Below are 22,120 nucleotides of genomic sequence, written 5' to 3' on the forward strand. Positions count from 1 at the left end.
GTAGTATAATAAACGAATATCATTACTTCACAGGAGTAATTAGAAATTATGTTTGCCTATACTATCAGAGGAGGATCTCCTTTTGCGAAAATCTATCCTAAAATCACTCAAACCGGACATCATTGTTGAAATGTTGGAGATGGCTGTAGCCTTTGAAAGTTGGAACAAGGTGATGGAGAGGGCGGACATGTTATATCAATGTGTGCAGTCCATCCATGAAGAGCGGCAGGAGCATCATTCAAAGGGAATGCCTGCACCACATATACACATCGAACGGCCCTTGGTCTACTATTACGGGTTCAGTCACCTAATGCGGGGTATGGCTCACCAGAAGATGGGACAGGTAGATCAGGCGCGAGCATGTATCGATCAATATGCAGAACTGGGGTGGATGGAGGATCTGGATGAGGTAGGCTTGCAGGTGGTGCAGGAATTCAGGCATAAGGCACAGGTAAATCGGTATGCTCTTGAGATTGAAGCCGGGCAGGTGGAACTACTGGAGGAGTTTGTGAACTTTTTACTTGAGCATCCGGAGGAATGGTTGGCGGGTCTGAAAGTGATTACGGAGGCAGCAGTGCGGCATAGATGGCAGATTGATCGGGTTTTACAGGTGTTTGAGGATCAGATACAGGGTGTTGGCAGAGAAACGGATTCTTCAAACAACGATGATATGTACCATTATTGTTACCAGCGGGCTTTGTATGAACAGTGGATGGGAAGACCACAGGAGGCCGTGGAGTGCATTTTGCAGGCGATTCGGTTAGCGGATAAGCTTGGGTTGGATCGGTTTTTTATAAGGTGCATGGCATTGTTGGAATCATTGCGGGAAGAGGCGACAGCGGAGCAGATCGGGCGGTATCGGGTGATGCTGGAGGAAATGAAGTAGAAAAGGTATTTACTGAAACTGGTAGGATATGCCTTGAAGTGGGTATATGCATATAGGACCATAGCACCGATGAGGAGCACAGCTTGTGTTTTTACCATGGTGAAATCAGGATGTTAGCCGGATAGTTTACCTATTACACTTCTGCTAACATAGGATAATCCTATTTCGAATGAGCGGAGAAACGTATGAGTACAATCAAAGTTACCCCTGAACAACTACATCACGTATCGAATCAGGTGGATCAAGCCAGAGAACAGTTAGAGAGTATACGAAATGATCTGACGAGACAGATCATGTTCGTTCAGATGATGTGGATGGGTGCGACGCAGGAGCGATTTTACTATGAGTTCGAGCAGTCGCGACCTATACTGGATAAAGCGCTGGAGAGTATGGTGAACACATCGAAGGAATTGAAGGATATCGCCACGCGTTTCCAGGATGCAGATGCTGAGAAGGGAAGTCTCGGTGGTGCAATTGGAGCTGTCGGTGCCGCAGCTATGATGACCAAATCAACAGGTGATTCAGGTTCGGGTGACAAGGGCTATCGGATGGCCTATAACGCGATGCTTGGTAAAATGATGCCTGTGAACGAGAAAGGTGTTACGGATCAGGCTGCCCTTCAGGCTTATGAGAGGGACCAGGGACATCTGGACTTTAATCGCATGCAAGCTGTGAACGTTGAACCGCCTGGGGAAGATATTTTTGCGTTACAGATTAAGGCGTTTGAGATGGGTATTCATCCTACGACGGGAGAGCCTGTATCAGATAAGTATGCTCAGATGATGGTGACCTCTCTGAAGTTTAGTCAGATATTCATGGCGATTCAGATGGTTCGTGGGAGTATGCCTGGTGGTAAGGGGCCTTATCGATTGCCTGCTTCTAATCCAGCTGTAGCGAGGATTAAGCAGCATATTGAGGCTGCTAAGGCGAAGAATGGTAAGATAGAGGGTAAAGCTACAGAGGCATTAAGAAAACCTAACATTGAAACAGAAAATGCGATAAGAAAAATAGTCTCTGGAGATAATGTACAGGATATTCGTAAACATGCTAAAAAGGTGACTGTATATGATAATTATTCTGAAATTGTTACACATGATAATAAAGTAGTAAGAATCAATAAAGATGATATGCCGAATTCTTCGTTTAACAAGTTGGATGAACTTATCCTCTTTGAAGATAGCATTTCAGATTATGGTATGAAATCATATGATAAAATCAGGAATATACAATTAGAGGATGTTCCTGATGTTGCTAAGAATACAGGCTTAAATATTTCAGACATTACAAATTTAAAGAAACATTTATTCTTAGAGAAACATGAAATTCCGAAAGCAGGAGGGATTCTGATCAAAAAAGAACATTTCTCACCTGACGATGAAATAGCATATGCTTGGCAATTAGCTCAGAAAAAAGAACTCAATCAAGCCCAGAAGGATTGGTTTAAACAATTAGCCGATCATGAACTTACTGAAGCAAAATTAATGAAGGAGGGAATTCCGTACAGACGTATAGAGTCATGGTCAGATGATAAGAGAACGTATACTGATCAACCTCCGAATGATGGCGCACATCGAAAGGCACCTGAGCAACCGGAATATGGTACATTTGAAGGCTTTGATCCATTTAAATAATCGCAAAATACTAAACAAAACTCGGAACAGTGGAGGCAATGATGAGTTATTTTTCCAAAGGAGTAGAAAGAATAAACAATATAGATTGGAATCTATCTGGTACTGTAGACGAGCCTTCAAATATGGCGCTGATACAAGAATATATAAGACGAGCAGCAGTGCTAATTACATTATATGATCTAGAAACACCGTATCCTTTCTTTAAAGCTTCTCATGCAATTGGATTTGATAGTGATCTGGGTATATCAGAAAAGTGTCCTGGGTTGAGTGGGTTAAAAAATACGTTTATGAAAGGAACATGTGAAGCTTATCTAGAGTGGTTAAACTTGCAGGATACTGGAAATGAGATTGCATTGGAATTCCATGATTTGTACGAACCTCTAATTCTTCTGATTGAAAGAGGAGGATCCCTTAGAAGACGACATGGTGATATTATTGCTGGGGGTTATGCATTCCCTTTGGCAAACGCTGACTACATGTCAAAACAGGCACCTATAGATATTAGTGAAGAAGGCTTGAAAGCTTGGGTAAACCAATAACTTCCTTGCCCTTCGAGGCGATTTTTAAATGAAGCGGCCTACCTGCGTCCTATAAGATCGTAGATAGGCCTTTTTTAAATGCAGGAGCTGAACAAAATAAATGAGTAAATTAATTAAAGAAATATATTCAATAGATCAAAATATTCAGACTGATAACTCTGATTCACCTTTGGATCATTGGTACGATAGACTTATTAATAAGAAAGTGAGTGAGCTTGACTTAGAAGATGTTAGTAGAATGTTGGGCCAACATGTGCTTATAGATCTTGGTATAGAAAAGGCTATAGAAATTTTATCAAAAGATCCTCTTGCTGGGGAGATGTATGATGGACATCTGTTGAAGCTTCTTTATTCTATTGAAACGAATAATTTTAGAGACTTATCACAACTAAAAAGATTACTCCAGACTATCAAGAGAGATCTTTCTCAATTCGAATGGGCTGATGAAGAAGATCAGGAAGAGTACGCTGAGTTATTAGAACTTTTTTTGAAAAAGGTTGGCCTTTAAAATTATGAAATAAATTTAGACCTTAAATTTGAGCTTCACAAAAAATGGGTTGAGACTAGTGGTCAAGAAGGTGAGAAGCTAAGATTACAGGAAGTTGATTTTCAACATTATGAGTTAACTGGTGTGTGTTTGGAACAATCGTATATGACTAGCTGTAATTTTGATAATCTTAGTCTGAACAACATGGATTTCCATGCCTCAGGTTTAAGTTCGTCAACTTATAACGACGCAGAATTAGTAAATTGTGATTTTTATAAGTCGGACCTATCTTATACTGAATTTTCTAATGCAACTTTGCGAATTTCCATAGCATTAATGTCGGCACCCCTGACAACCCAACAGTCCTTCTAGGTCAAGATGCAGCAAAATGGTTAGAAGCTATTGTGGGAGAATGAATTTTAAATTATATCTTAAAGACAAGTACTGAATTTAAATTAACGGAGTAGGCATGTTGATAACATATATGGAATTAGATTCTTTTAAGGAATACTTACTAAAAACTGTAGATGAATTATCCACCTATCATAACGAAGTATTGGGTGAAAACAGTAAATTCATAATTACTCCGATTGAGGAGCGGGGTAAATCTTTAAATTCTACAGACGAATATCTTTACCGGGGAATGTTAAATTCGAATAATTTAGATGGACGCGAGTTCGATATTGATTCTGTTATAAAGATGTTGGGTTGTAGAGTACCCTTGTGCCCCCTTTGGGTAAAAGTTTTGCTTAAAGAAGTCAGGGCGGAAGCACCTGTAATTGAACTGCAGACGAGTTTAAGATTTCGTAAACCAAGTTTGTTACAAAACCAAGAAACGGGACATCCTCCGTTCATAGCAGTTCTAGAGTCCTTAAACTAATAAAGAAGAGGATAACTAATGGGAACCACTGCATTTTTCTTAACGGAGCGTGAAAAGTATACGCCAGAAAAGTTTTTGTCTGACACTATGATTGCAGCATTTAACTCCGACAACCGGATTATTTTGGATAATCATAAAAACCTTAAAAATGGAAAATTCTCTTCTACAACGTTGAACATTCTGGCTCATTCCTACAACAGCGACGATAATAATCATCAATTCATTATGTATGTGAAGGCAAAGGAAAATAAGAGTGGAATATTCGGTGACTATGAAGGTCTCGATTTGGATCCTAATCACGAACTCATTCGAGTGGGTACAATAGAAGAAGTGTTTGGAGCAGAAGAGGTTATTCTTCGTTTCGTTTATGAATACCTGAATCTTAATAGATCCGACTATTTTTGGGTGTCTGATTACGATTGGGTCTTCACTTGGGAAGATATACAAAAGATAAACTCAATGATTTTTGACTCTGATTGGTGCTATAAAGATCCTAAAATGATTTGAAAATTGTAACCTAGACTCTAGATACTTACTACATTTTTTATATGGTTCCCGGAGGGAATAGTATGGATTTAGCATTGTACCTATTTTATAAAAAAGACACGAAAAAATTAGCTGAATTATTGTTGAGTTCTCTAAAAGATTTTTCTCAGGAGACTCATATGAAATCGAGGGACGATTATTACACGATAACCAATCCTAACTTCTCAGTTATCGTACAAGACGATGATGAATTAGTGAGTTTTACGAGAGAAGAGTTGAATTTAAATATTAATTATTGTATCAATATTTCCGTTTTCTCACGCTCACCCGAAGAGGGATTACAAATCATATTCCAAGCGATTAATACTCTAACAGACAAATTAGATGAGGATATTGCATTGACAGATAGTGAAAGTGGCGTGATCTTTCTACGGTCTGATGGTCAACTTGTCATTAACTCGCATTGCAGAGAGAACCCTAATATTTATGATTGCCTTATGATTTACTGGATGGAAACTTTATTGAGAAGGATATGGCAGGGTTGATTTAAGAAGCTGTGGGGGATCACTACACAATCACCAAACCGAGATTCTGAATTAATGAACAAGACGATGAAGAGTTAGTGAGTTTTACGAGGAATAAAATTAAAATATATACGACTGGACATATTTTCAAACGATAACGCAGTTGCTAGGGCTGCGTTATTTAGTCGTTACCTTGTACGTAACTTTTAGAGGAGTGAGAGCATGGATTTGGATAACGTAGAGATAAAGGACTACTATGACACGGAAATAATTAATTATGACTTTACTAATCTAATAAATTCGGGCATAAGTGAAGAGAATGCTCATTTTTTAATCGACATAGGAGTTCCAGAGAACAATACGATGATTTTTCCTTTTATGAATCTGAAGCTTTCCAAGTGAAAGTTATTGAAGGAGAGGAATATATTCAGATTGGTCACTTCGCAAGTTATGGTATGCGTGACTCGTATGGTCTCTATCTAAAACCAGGGAGCGATATGTTTTTCGCAACGTCATCATTGGATAAGTCCAATGTATATATGCTCAATAAGAATTTGGGAACCTTCTTTTTGTTTCATCTAATTAGAAGTGAACTGGCAACTAAAATGAGACTGGAAGGTACATATACCTCAGATGAGTATGCCAGAGCACTTCGTGGTTATTTTGAGCAGATTGATCCGATAGCAATGAAGAATGACGAAGGTTACTGGTCACATATGCTGGAAGACTACGAAACTGGATTGTAACTCTGCGAAAAATCTTGCATGGTGCTAGATTTAAACAATCCCAAATCGGGAAGAGAATTAACCATAATAAAGTCCTCATATGTAACAAAAAACATGAAGAATCCGCTCTCATCTGAGAGTCGGATTTTTTCTCGTTCCAACACGAATATAACTCTTGTCAAAACGTAATCATTACGATAAGATAATACTCATTGTGTTTAGATAATAATAATTACGATTAAGAGAGAGGGGCATTACCTTGAATAAAAAGACGCCACTGCTAGCGCTGGTCTCCTTGGCCTTGGGCGCTGGACTGTTGAGCGCCTGCGGATCATCTGAGTCCAGTCCCGCTGCGCAACCATCCACCGATAATAAAAATGTTCACTTCCTATATAACTTCTCCACCAGTTCGCTAGATCCACATGTGGATTCTAGCTATGTGCCGCTGCGCGCGGGCATTACGGAAACGCTGGTTCGTCTCGATGAAGAGAATCTGACGGTTGCTCCATGGCTCGCCGAGAGCTGGGAGAGCGAAGACGGGCAGCATTGGACGATCGACCTGCGAGATGATGTGACCTTCCAGAACGGGAAGCCGATGACTGGTGAATCCGTTAAGGCATCCCTTGAGCGGGCACTGGAAGAGAATGTAGCCATCCAGAACGCACTGAAGATCGATACAATTGAAGCCGAGGGTGACAAGCTGGAGATTACCACAACTCAGCCTTTCCCGGAATTTGCTTCAGAGCTGGTGAATCCGAACACGGCGATTATCGACGTGAGTGAGCCGGACGTTGTGAACAAGCCTATTGGTACGGGCCCGTTCAAATTAGCCTCTTTTACCCCAGGCAGCAAGCTGGATCTGGATCGCTATGATGAATATTGGGACGGAGCATCGCCACTGGATTCCATCACGTTCTCATTCAATGAAGATGCCAACGCTCGCACGCTTGCACTCAAATCTGGACAGGTTGATATCGTATACCGTCCGGAGGTCGAGAGCCTCGAATCGCTCAAAGCGATGGACGGCATGACTGTGGAGTCCACGTCGACGTTCCGCGTGCATCAGATGACGACGAACATGCAGCGGGAGAGTATGAAGGACATTAACGTCCGTCGTGCGGTGGATGCGTTAATCGACCGTCAGGGCATCGTGGACACGATCCTTCTCGGATATGGCGAAGCGGCCATCGGACCATTCCTGCCATCGCTGCCGTTCGCGCCAACTTATACGGATACAGCAACGGAATCCGGAGCTGATGTCGCTGTAAACTATCTCAACGAAGCAGGGTACACGCAGCAAAACGGCGTGATGACCAAGGATGGCAAACCATTGCAGCTGACGCTACTGACATATTCGGCTCGTGCCGATCTGCCACTAATTGCTCAAGTGTTCCAATCTGATGCGAAGAAGATTGGGATCGACGTGCAGATTCGCCAGATTGACACGCCAGAAGATTATATGGCATCCAACCGTGACTGGGATATTGCGACGTACAGTAATTTGACAGCCCCGCGTGGGGATGCAGGTTATTACCTGAATGCAACGTACCATCCGAAGGGTGCTCTTAACTTCAGTGGATCGGAAGATCCGGAACTGACTAAAATCATCGACGAATTGAATCTCACAGTTGCACCGGAGAAGCGCGCAGTGCTTGCCGAAAAGGCAGCCAATTACGTGCATGACAACGTGCTGAATTCCTTCGTGCTGCATCCGGGTACAATCGTTGCCTATAACGGCAAGAAGATCAAGAACTGGGTTACCACTCGCAGTGAATATTACATGATTACCAATAAGCTGGATGTGATGTAATGTTTCGCATTTTGCTTCGGAAGTTCCTTGAGGTATTTATCTTTCTGTTGTTCATTATGTTTATGAGTTTCCTGTTCATTCGTCTGGCTCCCGGTGACCCGGTACTGACGATCCTGAACGTGGACGAACTGTCTGTTAGTCAGGAGCAGGTCGAAGCTGTACGCGAGGAGATGGGCTTCAACGATTCGCTTCCTGTCCAATTTGGCAACTGGTTGCTCGATTTCGTTCGACTCGACTTCGGCGTATCGTATTCGACAGGTCAGCCCGTCATGCAGACCTTGATGCGTGCGCTGCCGGCTACGGCTGAGCTGACGATAGGCGCTCTGCTGGTTATGCTCGTCATAGCGATCCCGCTCGGCTCGCTGTCGGCGATCCATCGCGGCAGTTGGATTGACCGGGGGAGCCGTATGCTCTCCATTGTGGGTGCGGCGGTGCCAAGCTTCTGGCTGGGTTTGATCCTGATCGATATGTTCGGCGTACGCTTCGGCAATCTGCCCACCATGGGCCGGGATGGATTCACATCGCTTATTCTGCCATCTCTGACGCTGGGACTTGCCATCTCCAGCGTTTATGTGCGTCTTTTGCGCTCCAGCCTGCTAGATTCTCTTAGCCAGGAGTTCGTTCGGTCCGCCCGGGCAAGAGGGGTATCCGAAGGCCGGATCTTCATGCTTCACGCGTTTCGTCACAGTCTACCGCCTGTGATTACGGTATTTGGTGTAAGCCTTGGTAGTCTAATCGGCGGAGTCGTCGTGATTGAAGTGTTGTTCGCTTATCCGGGGATCGGCAAGCTCGTCGTTGACGCCATCCGCCAGCGTGATTATCCACTGATTCAGGGTTACATCCTGATCATGGCTATCGTGGTATTCCTCGTGAATACAGCGGTTGACCTGTCTTATCGTTATTTGAATCCTGAAATGAAACTCAAGGAAAAGGAGGCCCACCGATGAAAACCATACCCCTGCCCATTCCACCTACAAAATCTAAAAAACATAGCTGGCAGGCGATCATTGGTCTGCTGTTTGCACTGCTGGTCATCGCGGCCTCCTTATATGCCTTTTTATACTTAAAACATGACCACACCTTAACCGATCTGCGTGGAAGATTGCAGGGTGCAAGTGCTCTCCATCCGTTCGGTACCGACCATCTGGGACGCGATGTACTGACACGTCTGCTGCTTGGTGGCGGCCAAACACTGGGTTATAGCCTGCTGGCACTTGGTGCTGCATTGCTGATCGGTATTCCGTTTGGCTTGATTGCGGGTTACAAACGTGGCTGGGTTGATAAGCTGTTCATGCGCATCGCTGATGCTTTTCTCGCTTTTCCCGATACCATTGTCGCGATTGTGCTAAGTGGCCTGCTTGGCGCTGGAATCGGCAATCTGGTGTTGGCGATCGTGATCGTAAAGTGGGTTAGCTATGCGCGGCTTGTTCGAAGTACGGTTTTATCGGAGTCACAAAAGGATTACATTCGCATCGCCCGTACCAACGGACTGTCGGACGGTCGAATCATGAGAAAACATCTGCTTCCGCATATCGCAGGGCATGTGCTCGTGTTAGCCAGCCTTGATCTGGGCAAAATCATCCTGCTCATCTCATCATTGTCCTACATCGGGCTTGGCGCACAGCCGCCAACACCTGAATGGGGAGCGATGCTGAACGACTCACGGCCTTACTTCCAGTCTCGGCCGGAGCTGATGATCTATCCGGGTCTCGCTATTGTCTCGGTAGTCCTGCTTGCCAACATGCTGGGCGACTATCTGCGAGACCGCTTTGATGTGAAGAAGGAGGTGCAGCCGTGATTCTCTCCATTGAAGAACTAAGCATCTCCAGCCGGGATCGCACGATTGTAGATCAAGTCTCTCTGGCTGTTCGCGAAGGTGAGTTCATGGCACTCGTTGGACAGAGCGGTAGTGGCAAAAGCTTACTCTCGCAAGCAATTGGTCGTCTGCTGCCGCCCAACCTGCATGCGTCGGGACGAGTCATGTTCGAAGGCAGCAACCTGCTCGAACGGAAACCAAAGGAGATGCGTGCCCTGCGGGGAAGCCGCATCTCATATATTTTCCAAGACTATCAGGGAGCATTTACGCCATTTCGTAGTATTGGTGGGCACTTTGATGAATACCAGAAGGTACATGGGGAAAAGTCTTCTGCCATCCGCAAGAAACGAGCGGAGGAAGCGCTGGAATCGGTTGGCCTTGGCGCTGAATTGCTGCGCCGCTATCCGTTCCAGTTGAGCGGCGGACAGCTTCAGCGGGCTTCGATTGCCACATCGTTGATGCTCTCCCCCCGTCTATTAATCGCTGATGAGGCAACGACGGCACTGGACAGTGTGTCTGGGCATCGCGTGTTGGAACTGCTGGCACGCAAACAAGCGGAGACAGGCTGTGCCATTCTGTTTATCACGCATGATTGGCGTCATGTACGCCGCTATGCCAACCGCTTGGCTGTCATGAAGGAAGGGCAGATCGTCGAATCTGGCGGAAAGCATCGCATTCTCGATCATCCTCAGCATGAATATACGCGCCAGCTAATCGAGGCGGCTCCCGTTCTGAGTCGCTCGCTGAAGTCGGGATTGAAGGAGGCAGGAGCGGAATGAAGACGACCGCAAATGATGAACGCCGTGGACTTGTGCAGTTCGAAGAATCCGGTGTGCAAAGTCACGATTTTGCTAACGACATAAACCATGCAGACACAGACAATGCAGTCATAACTACTACAGAAACAGATCATGCAGTTACAGATGCGGATATAGATACCGCTGTAGCAGAGACTGCTTCATCGCTCAGCACACCTGGAAATCCCGTGCTTCACGTGGAACATCTCAGCCGAACGTATACAGGTGCAGACCGACCTGCTGTGAATGATATTTCCTTCACTCTGAACCGCGGTGAGTGTCTTGGCCTGGTTGGCGAGAGCGGCTGTGGGAAGAGTACACTCGCCCGCTGTCTGCTACGGATCGAAGATGCGGATAAGGGCTCGATTATACTGGGCGGACAGGATATCGCGCGGCTGAGCGGCCGACGGTTGCGGCCTCACCGCCGGAAGATTCAGATTGTTTTCCAGAATCCAATGGCAGCACTGAATCCCAAGCTCAAGATTGCTGATTCGCTGATTGATCCGTACGAACAACTTGGACGGAACGCCGAGCTATCCCACTTTACCTACACATCGAAGGAGGCTTACGTCCAAAAGCTGCTTGAAGCGGTCGAGCTTCCTAGCGATTTAGCTGGACGATACCCTCATGAGCTAAGTGGTGGACAACGTCAGCGCGTCACGATCGCACGTGCTATTGGCATTGAGCCGGACGTTGTCGTTCTGGATGAACCGACGGCCAGCCTGGACGTGATCTCGCAAGGTGCAGTTCTGCAATTGCTTACGGATCTCCGCACATCACTTGGTCTTTCATACGTGTTCATCTCGCATGATCTGGCTGCAGTACATCGCATGAGCCAGCGCATCATCGTCATGCGGGAAGGTCAGATCGTTGACCGCTTTGGCGCAGATGCGTTGTTCGCTGAAGAACGCCATCCGTACACGAAGGAACTGATTTCGATCTTCTGAGTACTTCCTGAAACGCCGTTGGCTGTGATAGTCATTACAAATCAATAAAGAGCCGCTTAGCGAAACATTCGAGAGCGGCTCTTTAGCGCATCCATTTTCACGGCTATACAAAATTTCATGTACCAAGTCCCACTAAATCCGGGCTCCTTTCTTTGTTTTGAACAAATATATCTTTCAGGCCTATAACCGGGCTAACGTTCCGATGTAAACTAGCGTATACTGATGGAATAGCAAATATCTTGAAATTGCATATTTAAATTGCTCTATATTATTGATACACTAGATCAAGGTTATATTCATTCAGAGAAGGTGCGACCCCGTTCAAGAATGGGCTTGCTGCAAATGCCAAATCGATAACGCTTACATCCTTTTGGCAAATATAGGATATAAGGACGGTAGACATGAGCCAGGGACAAACGAGTACAGATGTTATCTTGATTGGTGCCGGAATTATGAGTGCAACTTTGGGAACTTTGCTAAAAGAATTGGCACCAGACTGGAATATTAAGGTTTTCGAAAAGCTAGCCACTGCAGGAGAGGAAAGCTCCAACGAATGGAATAATGCCGGAACCGGGCATGCTGCATTGTGCGAACTTAACTATACCGTTGAACGACCAGACGGAACCGTAGATATTAGCAAAGCGATTAAAGTGAATGAACAATTTCAGATCTCAAAGCAATTTTGGTCCTATCTCGTCAATAGCCGTCTGATTCGTAATCCGCGGGACTTCATTATGCCGATTCCTCATTTGAGTTATGTACACGGAGAGAGCAATGTCGAGTTTTTGAAAAGACGTTATGACTCCTTGTCGAATCACCCGTTGTTCGCAGGCATGGAATTCTCGGATGACAAGAAAGAGCTGGCGAAATGGATGCCGCTAATGATGAAAGATCGTACCAGTAATGAACCTGTTGCAGCGACCAAAATTGACTCCGGTACGGACGTTAACTTTGGTGCTTTAACGCGTATGCTGATCAAACATTTGAAGGAACAACACGTGGGCATCCACTACCAACATAGCGTGAAGAATATGAAACGCACCAGCGATGGACAATGGGAACTGTCCGTGAAAAACCTGAAGAGCGGTGCAGTCGAACGCCATAAGGCAAAATTCGTCTTTATCGGCGCAGGTGGCGGAAGTCTGCATTTGCTCCAGAAGACGGGCATTCCGGAAGGTAAACATATCGGCGGATTCCCGGTCAGTGGGATCTTTATGGTGTGCAAAAATCAAAAAGTCGTGGAACAGCATCATGCCAAAGTATACGGCAAGGCTTCGGTAGGAGCTCCGCCGATGTCTGTACCACATCTGGATACCCGTTTTATCGACAATAAGAAGTCGCTGTTATTTGGACCGTTTGCAGGGTTTTCACCGAAGTTCCTGAAGACGGGTTCCAATGCCGACTTGATCACGTCTGTTAAGATGCATAATCTGCTTACGATGCTCGCAGCAGGCGTCAAAGAAATTTCTTTGACCAAATATCTGATCCAACAACTGATGTTATCCAAAGAACAACGTATGGCAGAATTGCGTGATTTTGTTCCGGGTGCGAAGAGTGAGGATTGGGATATGGTTCTGGCGGGCCAGCGTGTGCAGGTGATCAAGGATACCGTTCAAGGTGGCAAGGGGACGCTCCAATTCGGTACAGAAGTGGTCACGTCTGCAGATGGAACGATTGCCGCTTTGTTAGGTGCATCACCGGGTGCATCCACCGCGGTTCAGGTCATGCTTGAGATTCTTCAGCGGTGCTTCCCGCAGCATATGGAGGCATGGGAGCCAAAGATCAAGGAAATGATTCCTTCCTACGGCATATCCCTTGTGGAGAATCTGGATCTTCTCAAAGAGGTTCATTCTTCAACAGCCAAGGCGCTGGGATTATCGGATGAAAAACAAGTCCTGCACGTATAACGTTTAGCTTATCGTGTTAGATCATAATGAAGCCATAGAAAAGAGAGCTAAGCCGGGACGAAACCCGTGCTTAGCTCTCTTTTGGTTTATTTGGTATGTCTGATTCTTGAACCTGAACCTGTCCTTCACCATCGCATTCACGTTAGACCTGACACAAAGCATACGGACACGGACTGTACGGAATACCAGTTGTAGAGTTATAGAACTATCATATCGCTCAGACTCCGGTGTTGCGGTCCAAAGGGATGACAAAGGAAACTTTCGTACCTTGGCCCGGCGAGCTGACGATGGTCAAACCTTGTCCGTACATCTGGGTCAAACGGCGATGTGTATTGGTTAATCCAATGCCTCCGGTTCCCCCTGGTCCCTTCTTGGGCCATGCCAATGCCCGTTCTATCTGTTCCGGTTGCATCCCTACACCATCATCCTCAATCTCAATCAAGGTGGACGTGGTTTGGTTGATGATCCGGATATGCACGGTTCCACCCTCCACTTTGTTTAAAATACCATGTCGAACTGCATTTTCAATGAGCGGTTGAATGGTGAGTGGCGGCAGGGATAGATCAAGATCATCTGGAATATCCCAGCTGACGTTCAACCGATGCATGAATCGTTCTTTCTCAATGTAGAGATAGGCGCGGGAGAGATCCAACTCATGAGTGACCTCCACCATTTTCTCCGAATTGACAAAATGAAAGCTGGTCTGAAGATACTCGATAAAGGCATCGCCCAGTTTCTGCATTCGCTCTGTGTCCATCTCACTAAGAACCATGATTGAATTGAGCGTATTAAAAAGAAAATGGGGCTGGATCTGTGCTTGTAAGTAAGCAGCTTCCATGCGCAGCCGCTCATCGATGGATTGTTTCAGCACAATCAGTGATCCAATGCGATGCCTTAATTCAACGGCATCCACGGGCTTGGTGACATAGTCCGTCGCACCGGCCATGAATCCGGCGTATACATCCGCTGGTTCGTTACGGGCCGTCAGCAACAGGATGGGAAGCTCGGATACCGAATAACGCTTGCGTACGTTCTCGGTCAATTCATAACCGGATATATGGGGCATCATGACATCGGCAATCAGTAAGTCCCACGGCTCCTTATCCAGCAATTCAAGTGCCTCAAGCGCCGAGGCTGCAGGTTGAATATGGTAAGGTTCATTCGCAAGCATGGAGATCAGTACTCGCAGGTTAACAGGATCATCATCGACGGCAAGAATTCTTGCGGCAGTCTTATCATGAGATTGAGATAGTGTCTGCTGCTGCGGCTCTGCAATCGCAATTTCATCGAAGCTGTGAGCGTCCCATTGCTGCTCAGTCTGGTCCGATAGCGATACGGTGTCTTCCCGTGGAAGCGAGATCTGGAAGGTCGATCCTTGCCCAGGTACAGATTGCACGGTGAGCTGTCCGCCATGGAGTTCAATGAGCTGTCTGCTGATATTTAGACCGAGGCCGATTCCTCCACTTAAGCGAGCCTCTGGGGTTCCCTGTTCATACGCCTCGAATATTCGCTGTTGTATCTCCTCACTTATGCCAACACCTGTATCTGAGACTTGAATTAAAATGCTCTCTCCATGTTCCTGAACAGAGACGGTAATTGTACCCTCATCGGTAAATTTGAGTGCATTATGCAACAGGTTGTAAAGTACCTGAACAAGTCTTCTCTCATCGGCCTGAATCAATGGCAGTGATTCATGAATATCTACCTTCATGTGGACCGGCCTTCCCTCTGCCATAAACCGGAACATACCGATCACACCTGGGATGACAGATGCAAGGGAAAGTGGTTTCTTTTGAAGTTTAATACGTTTCTCCTTCAGACGAATCACATCAAGCAGGTCATCTACGAGTTGAGACATGCGTCGACCGATGGTAACTAACAGTTTCATATCCTCGGCCTGCTGACCACCTGATTTACGACGTTCACGGACCGCGATGCTCTCCGCAATATTGATGATCCCGTGCAGCGGTGTACGCAATTCATGAGCCGTATTCACAAGAAACTGATCTTTCTGTCGATCCTCCTCTTTGAGTTGTTCGTACAACTTCTCGATTTCGCTTGAGTTACGGAAGTATTTTCGGAACCAATAGGCAGAGAAGCCGAATATGGCCGCAATCACATCAATTGGGTAATACACATTGGTAATTTCATTATGTGAGTTCACTATTCCCCACAGTACGCTGGATAAGCTACTCGTCGCTGCGAAGAGCAAAAAGCTTGCGTCACTTCGTTTATCAGCTGCCATTCGGAAGAATAGGTACACAGACCAGCCGATGGCAAACAGATAGAGGAAATCAGAAAGCCCAATCTCAAGTACATGATAGATTAGGGTCACTGGTGCGACGAGTAAAAATAAACAGTAAACGCCAAGCACGCTGGCATAGATACGGAACAGTTTACGCCATTGTAGATTATGGGAGAAGCTTCTAGCCATCTGTAAAAGAAAGAATGCGAACAACGGATAGGACAACGCTTTGGCCTTAACGATCCAAGTGAAGTTGAGTGGAATCCAACTCAATAACAGATTGTCATGGTCGGAAGCGACCGTTAGGGCAGCTACCAGTGTTAGCATCGAGAACGTCAGCAGAGCTCGTTCCTTTCGGATAAACAGAAACATGACAAAAGCGTATAGGCTGTGCAAAATCAGTATGGCGAATGTAATCTTTTGCAAGTCAATGGATAGTCCTCGTTCACTTCCAATGCCTTCTGGAGAACCAAAATAGAGAGAGCGTGTGATCCCTCCGCTATAAGGATCGTCAAAATTGGCTGTCTGCACCAAAAGATTGAGTTCGGTAGAACCGTCAAGCACATAGGAAGTCGTAAATGCAGTCCTTTCTGGTCGATAGGCTTCGGCATGAGTGGCAGGTTGGCCGAATTCGGCAACAATGGTCCCATTCATCTCGATGATCGATGATGTCTGGATTTTCTGAGCCCAGAGAGAGACTTCCTCCACAGATGGATCTAACAGTATGCGAAGACGGTACGTCCCATATCCGAACGATGATGAGGATTGTGGTAATGCATTACGCCAGTCACCGGGAACTTGAATCCGTGTGGATAGGTTATCCGCTATTTTCGCGTCAGAATTAGAGATTAACGCTTGGGGATAAAACTCCCATTCTCCATCCAGGGATATGGGTGAAGCGTTGGTGAGGTCCCAACCTCGAAGATCCAACACGCCTTTAGTAGGTTCAGGATGTGCGGGTATGGTGAAGGACTCGGACCATATCCAGCGAAAGCCAAGCAAAATAGTCAGGAATAGAATCGACAGCACTACATATCGAGGTATCTTTTTATAGGTTATTGGTTTCATGGCAGACTTTAGTTTTCGACAGTTTATTTTAAATTCCTGCATGTCCTCTTCCAAAGATGAACATTTTTTTGAATACCGAACATAGATTCTATATATAAATGATAGCGGTCCCACGTCAGGATTTATGGTAAAATTATAGATTAAAGGGTGATCAGTGAGCCAGAGGAGTTGTGCATATGAGAGTGATTTTGGTAGATGATGAATATCTCGCTCTGAGCAGGTTGAACAAACTGTTGCTAGAGAGAGAGGATTGCGAAGTTATCGGCTCTTTTCTGACGGCACAGGAAGCCATAGATCAGATCAAAATTCATCTGCCGGAAATCGTCTTCATGGACGTTCAAATGCCGGGGATGAACGGGATCGAGGCGACCGAACGTATCCATGAGGTTTCTCCTGGAACAGAAGTTATTTTCACAACCGCATATAACGAACATGCACTGACGGCCTATGGGCTTGAAGTGCTGGACTATATTATGAAGCCTGTAACGCGTGACCGTTTGGAAAAAACGATGAAGATGTATCAACGCCGAACGGTGTCAGCAAGTCTGAATATAGCAGAAGGACCATCCCTGTTAATCCGCTGTCTGGGAATGCTTCAGGTTCAACTGCATCCGAATGAGCCACCAAAACATATGAAGTTCAGGACAACCAAGATTAGAGAGTTATTTGCCTATTTGCTCCACCATCGGAACAAACCGATTAAGCGGGATAAGCTACTTGAACTGTTGTGGCCAGAGTTGGATGAGCGGAGAGGTATATCCAATCTGCACAGTGGGATCCATCGCTTACGCAGCATGATGAATGAATTCATGGGCGAGGAAAAGATGGTCATTCGTTATCAACAGTTTGGATATCTATTGGAAACAGGAGAGTTCAGGGTTGATGTGGAAGAATGGGAAGGTCGTCTTAACCGATTGCCTCTATTATCTTCGTCTACAATAGCTGAACATCGGCAGACCTCAGATCAATATGAAGGCAAATATTATGGCGAGGACGATTACGTATGGGCTGAGCTGGAGCGCCAGCGATTGCATGCACTATGGCGTAATCATGCCATGCAACTTGCACAATATTACATTAATCTAGGACAGAATACGGAAGCACTTACGCTATATCACCGGGTACAGCAATTCGAACCATCATTGGAGGAAGTCGGATTGGCCTTAATGAAGACATATGATCGATTAGGTAATAAAGATCCTGTGATCGCTCAATATAATCAGTTGGTCACTACGTTAGAACAAGAGGCAGGTATACGTCCTGGCCTGGAAGTTGAGTTATGGTACCAACAATGGAAAAATTCGAATATTTGATTGAAATACACAGCCTTGCAGCTTCGTTTGCGAGGCTGTTTTTTTGTCGTATTTGTTAGCGAAAGGTTTGGTAAGAGTTTGGTAAGAGGCTATGTGTAGAATAAGCAAAATGAGGGTAGAGATGATGTTTTGTCAGTAAGCAGTCCAAAAATAACATATTAAGTAGGAGGAACCTATGTACACAGCAAAAATCCGGAAGAAACCATGGCAAAGAATTTCCATGCTGGTTCTTTCCTTTATTCTGGCGATTGGAACGTTGCCCATGAGTTTGGTTCAAGCGGAGGCGACTAACGAGACTCCTGTTGGTCCAGGTGGAATTGGTGCCTCTGCACTGTGGCTACGATCAGATCTGGGGATGGGAGTTGCCAGTGGCCAAAAGGTGAGTACTTGGGAAGATCAAGGCAGTAAAATAAACAATGCAACCCAAAGTACGGAAGCTAATCAACCGACCTATTGGGATGATAAAAATCATAATATCAATTTCAATCCGGTATTGGAATATAACGGCACGAGTAGTTTTATGAATCTGGATGTAAGTAAACTTCCTCAAGGAAAGAGCCCCAGATCGATCATTACCGTTAGTAGAACCAATAAAACTGGAGGCCTCAATTATATTATTTCATGGGGAGTACAAACGGGTGGTTATACGGGTATGGGGATGCTTCAAGTTGACGCAAGGGGCGGCGTTGACGACATTTAACAGTGACAGTAATCAGACTTTATACACTCCCGACAAGTTTATGGGAACGACGTTCCCGACCGAGCTATTTGTTACTTGGACAGGTGGGGACACTGGAACGAATAAAGCTAGATTGTACAGTAAAATGAAGCAGGTACAGGAACTGGGTGGTTGGGGAAAAGATAATGCTAAGGCATGGAATACTGGTAACTCGGACGGAGCCGTAGTTGGTAAGCTAATTCCGGCAACTGCGGCCAATAGTGGGCATTGGGAGGGTACGATTGAAGAAATCATCGTATTTGACCATGCTCTGACGGACGCAGAACGCCAAAAAGTCAGCACATATTTGGCGATCAAATACGGCTATACGCTTGATCAGACAGTAGCCAATTCATATATTATTTCAAATAATGATACGATCTGGGACTCAGTTGCCAACGCAGTCTATACCCACCGCGTTACAAGCATCGGTCGAGATGATCAGAGTGGATTGATGCAGAAACAAGCCAAAGCGCAGGAACAGGGATCTACATTGACGATTGCATTGGGCAACAGTGTTGAGGATACCAATTCTGCAAATAAAAATGAATTCTCAAAGGATTCTTCTTTCTTTACGTTTGGTGACAATGGAGCAAGTACTGAATTCAAAACACCGATTACGAAAGATGAGAAAAAACTGCTTGGGATGGAGCGTATCTACAAGGTACAGAAAACAAACTGGACTGAATCACAGGTTACACTTCAGGTAGACGAAACGGGAGGTGACCCGGCGTTGCCTCAATATGTTGTGATCAGCGAGGATACTCAATTTGATGGACAAGACTCATTCCATTTAATTGAGAACGGCCAAGTAACTCTTAATACCTCAAATTTCGGTCCGAACTCTTACTTTACCATTGCAACTGCTGCTACTCCTTTGACGGTACCAGACGTCACACTGACCGACGATGAGTTGACATGGGAAGCAGTTGCGCATGCAGACAAATATGAAGTAACAATCGAACTGGAAAACGGCACGAAGCGGACGGTGGAAGTAACCGGAACGGCGCTTAACCTCTCGCAATTAGTGCCATCGCTAGAAGTTGGCACCTACAAAGTGACAGTAACAGCGAAGACGAACAATCCAGCCTATTCAGATTCAGAAGAGTCCAATTCGAAAAGTTATGTTGTTATTGATAAGGCGAAGTTGAAAGCCAAAATCGATGAGATTAACGGAAAGATCGAAACAGGCGAACTGGACAAAGAGGAGTACACGCCAGCGAGCTGGACAGCACTGGATAATGCGATGAATGAAGCAGAGCGAGTGTTGAATGATCTGACAGCGACTCAAGCGCAGGTAGACAAGGCGCTTTTGGATCTGACTAATGCAAGAACGGGCCTAATCCCTACAACATCTGTACCAGTTGTAGATAAATCAGCTTTGCAAGCGAAAGTAACTGAAATTACAGGTGAAAGCCTGGAAGAGTCAGAGTATACGCCAGCGAGCTTGACAGCACTCAATGATGCGATGAACGAAGCAGAGCGAGTGCTGGCTGATTCGACAGTAACTCAAGCGCAGGTAGACAAGGCACTTCAGGATCTGACTAACGCTAGAACAGGACTTACCAAAGTGATTGGTACGGATACATCTACATTGCAAACACTGGTCCCTTCCGTGGGAGGCTTGTCTCCGGCCTTTGATCCGGCTAAAGATACCTACACCATTTCTGTTCCGAATAGCGTATATCAATTCCAACTCACGCCAACGGCACTTGATCCATTTGCGAAGATTGAAATAGCTGTTGGAGATGGAGAATGGAACGAGGTTACAGGTGGTAGTGCAAGTGAGAATTTACCGCTTCAAGTTGGCGGAAATAAGATCGTTGTTAGAGTAACGGATTCACTTGGAAATGTTACGGCGTATAAAATCAACGTGACTAGAGCATCCAGTGACAATGGTAACAACAATGGAGGCAACAATGGCGGCGGTGGAAATACGGGCGGCAACAGTGGAAGCACACCAGCACCTAGACCTGCGCCAGTACCAACACCAACTCCGGCACCCGTGAAGGATAATTTGGAAACAACTCGGGATGGTAGTCATCAACCATTTGCTACATCCAAACCATCTGACAACAAAGAAACGTTGGTTCAAGTTGATCCAGCCAAGCTGAATGTTGCCATGTCACAAGGCACAGGGCAGCAGTTCGCCATTCATTCACCGAATGATGGGGATATGAAGGTGGACGGTTTAACCCTCGAAACACTGAAACAATTAGTAGATCAAGGTTCCAAATTGAACATTAGCAATCCGCTGGCGATCTATCCAGTACCTGGCGGCAAGATGGACTTAAACGGTGTATCCGGACAGCTTGGTAATGCAGCGTTGAACGATATCGATGTCCATATCAACATCGCACGTTCATCGGATACGTTGATTGACAGCGCCGAAACAAGAGCCGCTTCCCAAGGATACGAGCTACTTGTCACACCGGTCGATCTGGATCTCACCTTTACGAAAGATGGACAAACGGTTCGATCTGGGCTACTGAACGGTTATGCACCGAAGTATATTGCGCTTCCGGAAGGGATCGACCCGAACCGGATTACAACAGGCGTGATCATCAACCCGGACGGTAGCATATTCCATGTACCAACGGTTATTACCAAAGTCGATAGCCGTTACTATGCACTCATTAATGACTTGCGCAGCAGCGGAAGTTACTCGGTCATCTGGAACCCGCAGGATTTTGAAGATGCCAGATCCCACTGGGGCAAAACTGATGTGAACAACATCGCTGCGAGACTGGATTTGCAGGGTAACGGGAATAACACCTTCTCACCAAACCGTCAGGTTACCCGTTCCGAGTTTGCCGAGATTGTTGTACTTGGACTGGGCTTAATGCGTCAGGATGCACCACAGAATCTATTCCCTGACGTTGACGATTCGGCATGGTTCCGCTCCGCGGTAGCCCTCGCGAATGAATTCGGTATCGTTCGCGGTTACGATAATGGGAACTTCTACGGTAATCAGGAGATCACACGTGAGCAAGGATTTGCCATGGTTGCTCGTGCGTATCGTCTGATCGAACCGGAAGCAGCAATCAGCCCGGATCAGATGAACTCTGAACTGGAACGTTACAGTGATGCAGCGGATGTATCGAATTGGGCGAAAGAAGATGTAGCCCAATTGATTGCAGCGGGGATTATCCAAGGTAATGGGCCAGAGGTTCTGAGTCCGAAGACAACAATGACTCGTGCTGAGGTCACAGCATTGATTGCAAGAATGTTGAAAGTAACACACTTGATTGATCAATAAACACAATTTAAAACGAAAAGCCTTTGCTGACATTGGGGGTCGGCAAAGGCTTTTTATTTTTTGAACTGACGTTGGAGCAGCT

Annotated in this window: 19 protein-coding genes; 18 read left to right on the plus strand and 1 reads right to left on the minus strand. The window is 45.6% G+C overall.

The genetic code is table 11. The features are described from left to right. Positions 1-82: 82 nt before the first annotated feature. From QF049_RS23900 to QF049_RS23965, 15 genes are all read left to right on the plus strand, one after another. Entirely contained in the window at positions 83-886 is an 804-nt protein-coding gene (locus tag QF049_RS23900) for a DNA-binding protein (protein WP_307541055.1), read from the plus strand. Between the two features lie 185 nt (positions 887-1,071). Continuing rightward, positions 1,072-2,517 carry a WXG100 family type VII secretion target gene (locus QF049_RS23905; RefSeq protein WP_307541057.1) on the plus strand — a complete coding sequence of 482 codons (1,446 nt, stop codon included), beginning with the start codon at positions 1,072-1,074 and terminating at the stop codon, positions 2,515-2,517. Between the two features lie 38 nt (positions 2,518-2,555). Next, a complete protein-coding gene (locus QF049_RS23910; protein ID WP_307541059.1) occupies positions 2,556-3,056 on the plus strand; it encodes a hypothetical protein in 501 nt (166 codons plus the stop codon). Between the two features lie 100 nt (positions 3,057-3,156). Further along, positions 3,157-3,564 carry a contact-dependent growth inhibition system immunity protein gene (locus QF049_RS23915; RefSeq protein WP_150365039.1) on the plus strand — a complete coding sequence of 136 codons (408 nt, stop codon included), beginning with the start codon at positions 3,157-3,159 and terminating at the stop codon, positions 3,562-3,564. Between the two features lie 183 nt (positions 3,565-3,747). After that, the gene (locus QF049_RS31505; RefSeq protein WP_483874760.1) at positions 3,748-3,915 is read left to right on the plus strand and encodes a pentapeptide repeat-containing protein; all 168 of its coding nucleotides are present in this window, start codon (positions 3,748-3,750) and stop codon (positions 3,913-3,915) included. 112 nt (positions 3,916-4,027) lie between these two features. Next, on the plus strand, positions 4,028-4,423 hold the full coding sequence (locus QF049_RS23920) for a hypothetical protein (protein ID WP_307541063.1): 396 nt from the start codon (positions 4,028-4,030) through the stop codon (positions 4,421-4,423). An 18-nt stretch (positions 4,424-4,441) separates the two neighbouring features. Continuing rightward, positions 4,442-4,930, plus strand: coding sequence for a hypothetical protein (locus QF049_RS23925; protein WP_307541065.1), 489 nt, complete (start codon positions 4,442-4,444; stop codon positions 4,928-4,930). Positions 4,931-4,992: 62 nt separating this feature from the next. Further along, positions 4,993-5,454 (plus strand): hypothetical protein, encoded by a 462-nt coding sequence (locus tag QF049_RS23930; RefSeq protein ID WP_307541067.1) that lies wholly within the window; start codon positions 4,993-4,995, stop codon positions 5,452-5,454. 377 nt (positions 5,455-5,831) lie between these two features. Beyond that, positions 5,832-6,179 (plus strand): hypothetical protein, encoded by a 348-nt coding sequence (locus QF049_RS23935; protein WP_307541069.1) that lies wholly within the window; start codon positions 5,832-5,834, stop codon positions 6,177-6,179. 238 nt (positions 6,180-6,417) lie between these two features. Beyond that, a complete protein-coding gene (gene nikA / locus QF049_RS23940; RefSeq protein WP_307541071.1) occupies positions 6,418-7,968 on the plus strand; it encodes a nickel ABC transporter substrate-binding protein in 1,551 nt (516 codons plus the stop codon). Further along, complete coding sequence (nikB, locus tag QF049_RS23945) at positions 7,968-8,915, plus strand: nickel ABC transporter permease (RefSeq protein ID WP_307541073.1); 948 nt, start codon at positions 7,968-7,970, stop codon at positions 8,913-8,915. Before nikA ends, nikB begins: the two co-directional genes overlap by 1 nt. Then, positions 8,912-9,766, plus strand: a complete 855-nt coding sequence (nikC, locus tag QF049_RS23950; RefSeq protein WP_307541075.1) for a nickel transporter permease — start codon at positions 8,912-8,914, stop codon at positions 9,764-9,766. Before nikB ends, nikC begins: the two co-directional genes overlap by 4 nt. Further along, on the plus strand, positions 9,763-10,563 hold the full coding sequence (locus tag QF049_RS23955; protein ID WP_307541078.1) for an ABC transporter ATP-binding protein: 801 nt from the start codon (positions 9,763-9,765) through the stop codon (positions 10,561-10,563). The genes nikC and QF049_RS23955 overlap by 4 nt, the downstream gene beginning before the upstream one ends. After that, complete coding sequence (locus QF049_RS23960) at positions 10,560-11,528, plus strand: ABC transporter ATP-binding protein (protein WP_307541080.1); 969 nt, start codon at positions 10,560-10,562, stop codon at positions 11,526-11,528. Before QF049_RS23955 ends, QF049_RS23960 begins: the two co-directional genes overlap by 4 nt. 401 nt (positions 11,529-11,929) lie before the next feature. Then, positions 11,930-13,435 (plus strand): malate:quinone oxidoreductase, encoded by a 1,506-nt coding sequence (locus QF049_RS23965; RefSeq protein WP_307541082.1) that lies wholly within the window; start codon positions 11,930-11,932, stop codon positions 13,433-13,435. Positions 13,436-13,652: 217 nt separating this feature from the next. Here the strand turns inward: QF049_RS23965 and QF049_RS23970 are convergent, their stop codons facing one another. Further along, a complete protein-coding gene (locus tag QF049_RS23970) occupies positions 13,653-16,748 on the minus strand; it encodes a hybrid sensor histidine kinase/response regulator (RefSeq protein WP_307541084.1) in 3,096 nt (1,031 codons plus the stop codon). 176 nt (positions 16,749-16,924) lie between these two features. Here QF049_RS23970 and QF049_RS23975 point away from each other — a divergent pair, with 176 nt between their 5' ends. From QF049_RS23975 to QF049_RS23985, 3 genes are all read left to right on the plus strand, one after another. Further along, positions 16,925-18,061 (plus strand): response regulator, encoded by a 1,137-nt coding sequence (locus QF049_RS23975; protein ID WP_307541086.1) that lies wholly within the window; start codon positions 16,925-16,927, stop codon positions 18,059-18,061. Positions 18,062-18,236: 175 nt separating this feature from the next. Then, on the plus strand, positions 18,237-18,761 hold the full coding sequence (locus QF049_RS23980; RefSeq protein ID WP_307541088.1) for a hypothetical protein: 525 nt from the start codon (positions 18,237-18,239) through the stop codon (positions 18,759-18,761). Continuing rightward, positions 18,700-22,038: a DUF8202 domain-containing protein gene (locus QF049_RS23985; protein ID WP_307541090.1), complete on the plus strand. Its 3,339-nt coding sequence runs from the start codon at positions 18,700-18,702 to the stop codon at positions 22,036-22,038. The genes QF049_RS23980 and QF049_RS23985 overlap by 62 nt, the downstream gene beginning before the upstream one ends. The last annotated feature ends 82 nt before the right edge of the window (positions 22,039-22,120 follow it).

This window comes from Paenibacillus sp. W4I10, from assembly GCF_030816325.1.
In the GTDB taxonomy this organism is placed as follows: Bacteria; Bacillota; Bacilli; order Paenibacillales; family Paenibacillaceae; genus Paenibacillus; species Paenibacillus amylolyticus_B.

Bases quoted from the DNA above. Each gene is read 5' to 3' on its own strand.
- QF049_RS23960 (WP_307541080.1), top strand. From the start codon at position 10,560: ATGAAGACGACCGCAAATGATGAACGCCGTGGACTTGTGCAGTTCGAA.
- QF049_RS23980 (WP_307541088.1), top strand. From the start codon at position 18,237: ATGTACACAGCAAAAATCCGGAAGAAACCATGGCAAAGAATTTCCATG.
- QF049_RS23925 (WP_307541065.1), top strand. From the start codon at position 4,442: ATGGGAACCACTGCATTTTTCTTAACGGAGCGTGAAAAGTATACGCCA.
- QF049_RS23905 (WP_307541057.1), top strand. From the start codon at position 1,072: ATGAGTACAATCAAAGTTACCCCTGAACAACTACATCACGTATCGAAT.
- QF049_RS23910 (WP_307541059.1), top strand. From the start codon at position 2,556: ATGATGAGTTATTTTTCCAAAGGAGTAGAAAGAATAAACAATATAGAT.
- nikB (WP_307541073.1), top strand. From the start codon at position 7,968: ATGTTTCGCATTTTGCTTCGGAAGTTCCTTGAGGTATTTATCTTTCTG.
- QF049_RS23930 (WP_307541067.1), top strand. From the start codon at position 4,993: ATGGATTTAGCATTGTACCTATTTTATAAAAAAGACACGAAAAAATTA.
- QF049_RS23920 (WP_307541063.1), top strand. From the start codon at position 4,028: ATGGAATTAGATTCTTTTAAGGAATACTTACTAAAAACTGTAGATGAA.
- QF049_RS23965 (WP_307541082.1), top strand. From the start codon at position 11,930: ATGAGCCAGGGACAAACGAGTACAGATGTTATCTTGATTGGTGCCGGA.
- QF049_RS23970 (WP_307541084.1), bottom strand. From the start codon at position 16,748: ATGAAACCAATAACCTATAAAAAGATACCTCGATATGTAGTGCTGTCG.
- QF049_RS23915 (WP_150365039.1), top strand. From the start codon at position 3,157: ATGAGTAAATTAATTAAAGAAATATATTCAATAGATCAAAATATTCAG.
- nikC (WP_307541075.1), top strand. From the start codon at position 8,912: ATGAAAACCATACCCCTGCCCATTCCACCTACAAAATCTAAAAAACAT.
- QF049_RS31505 (WP_483874760.1), top strand. From the start codon at position 3,748: ATGGATTTCCATGCCTCAGGTTTAAGTTCGTCAACTTATAACGACGCA.
- QF049_RS23975 (WP_307541086.1), top strand. From the start codon at position 16,925: ATGAGAGTGATTTTGGTAGATGATGAATATCTCGCTCTGAGCAGGTTG.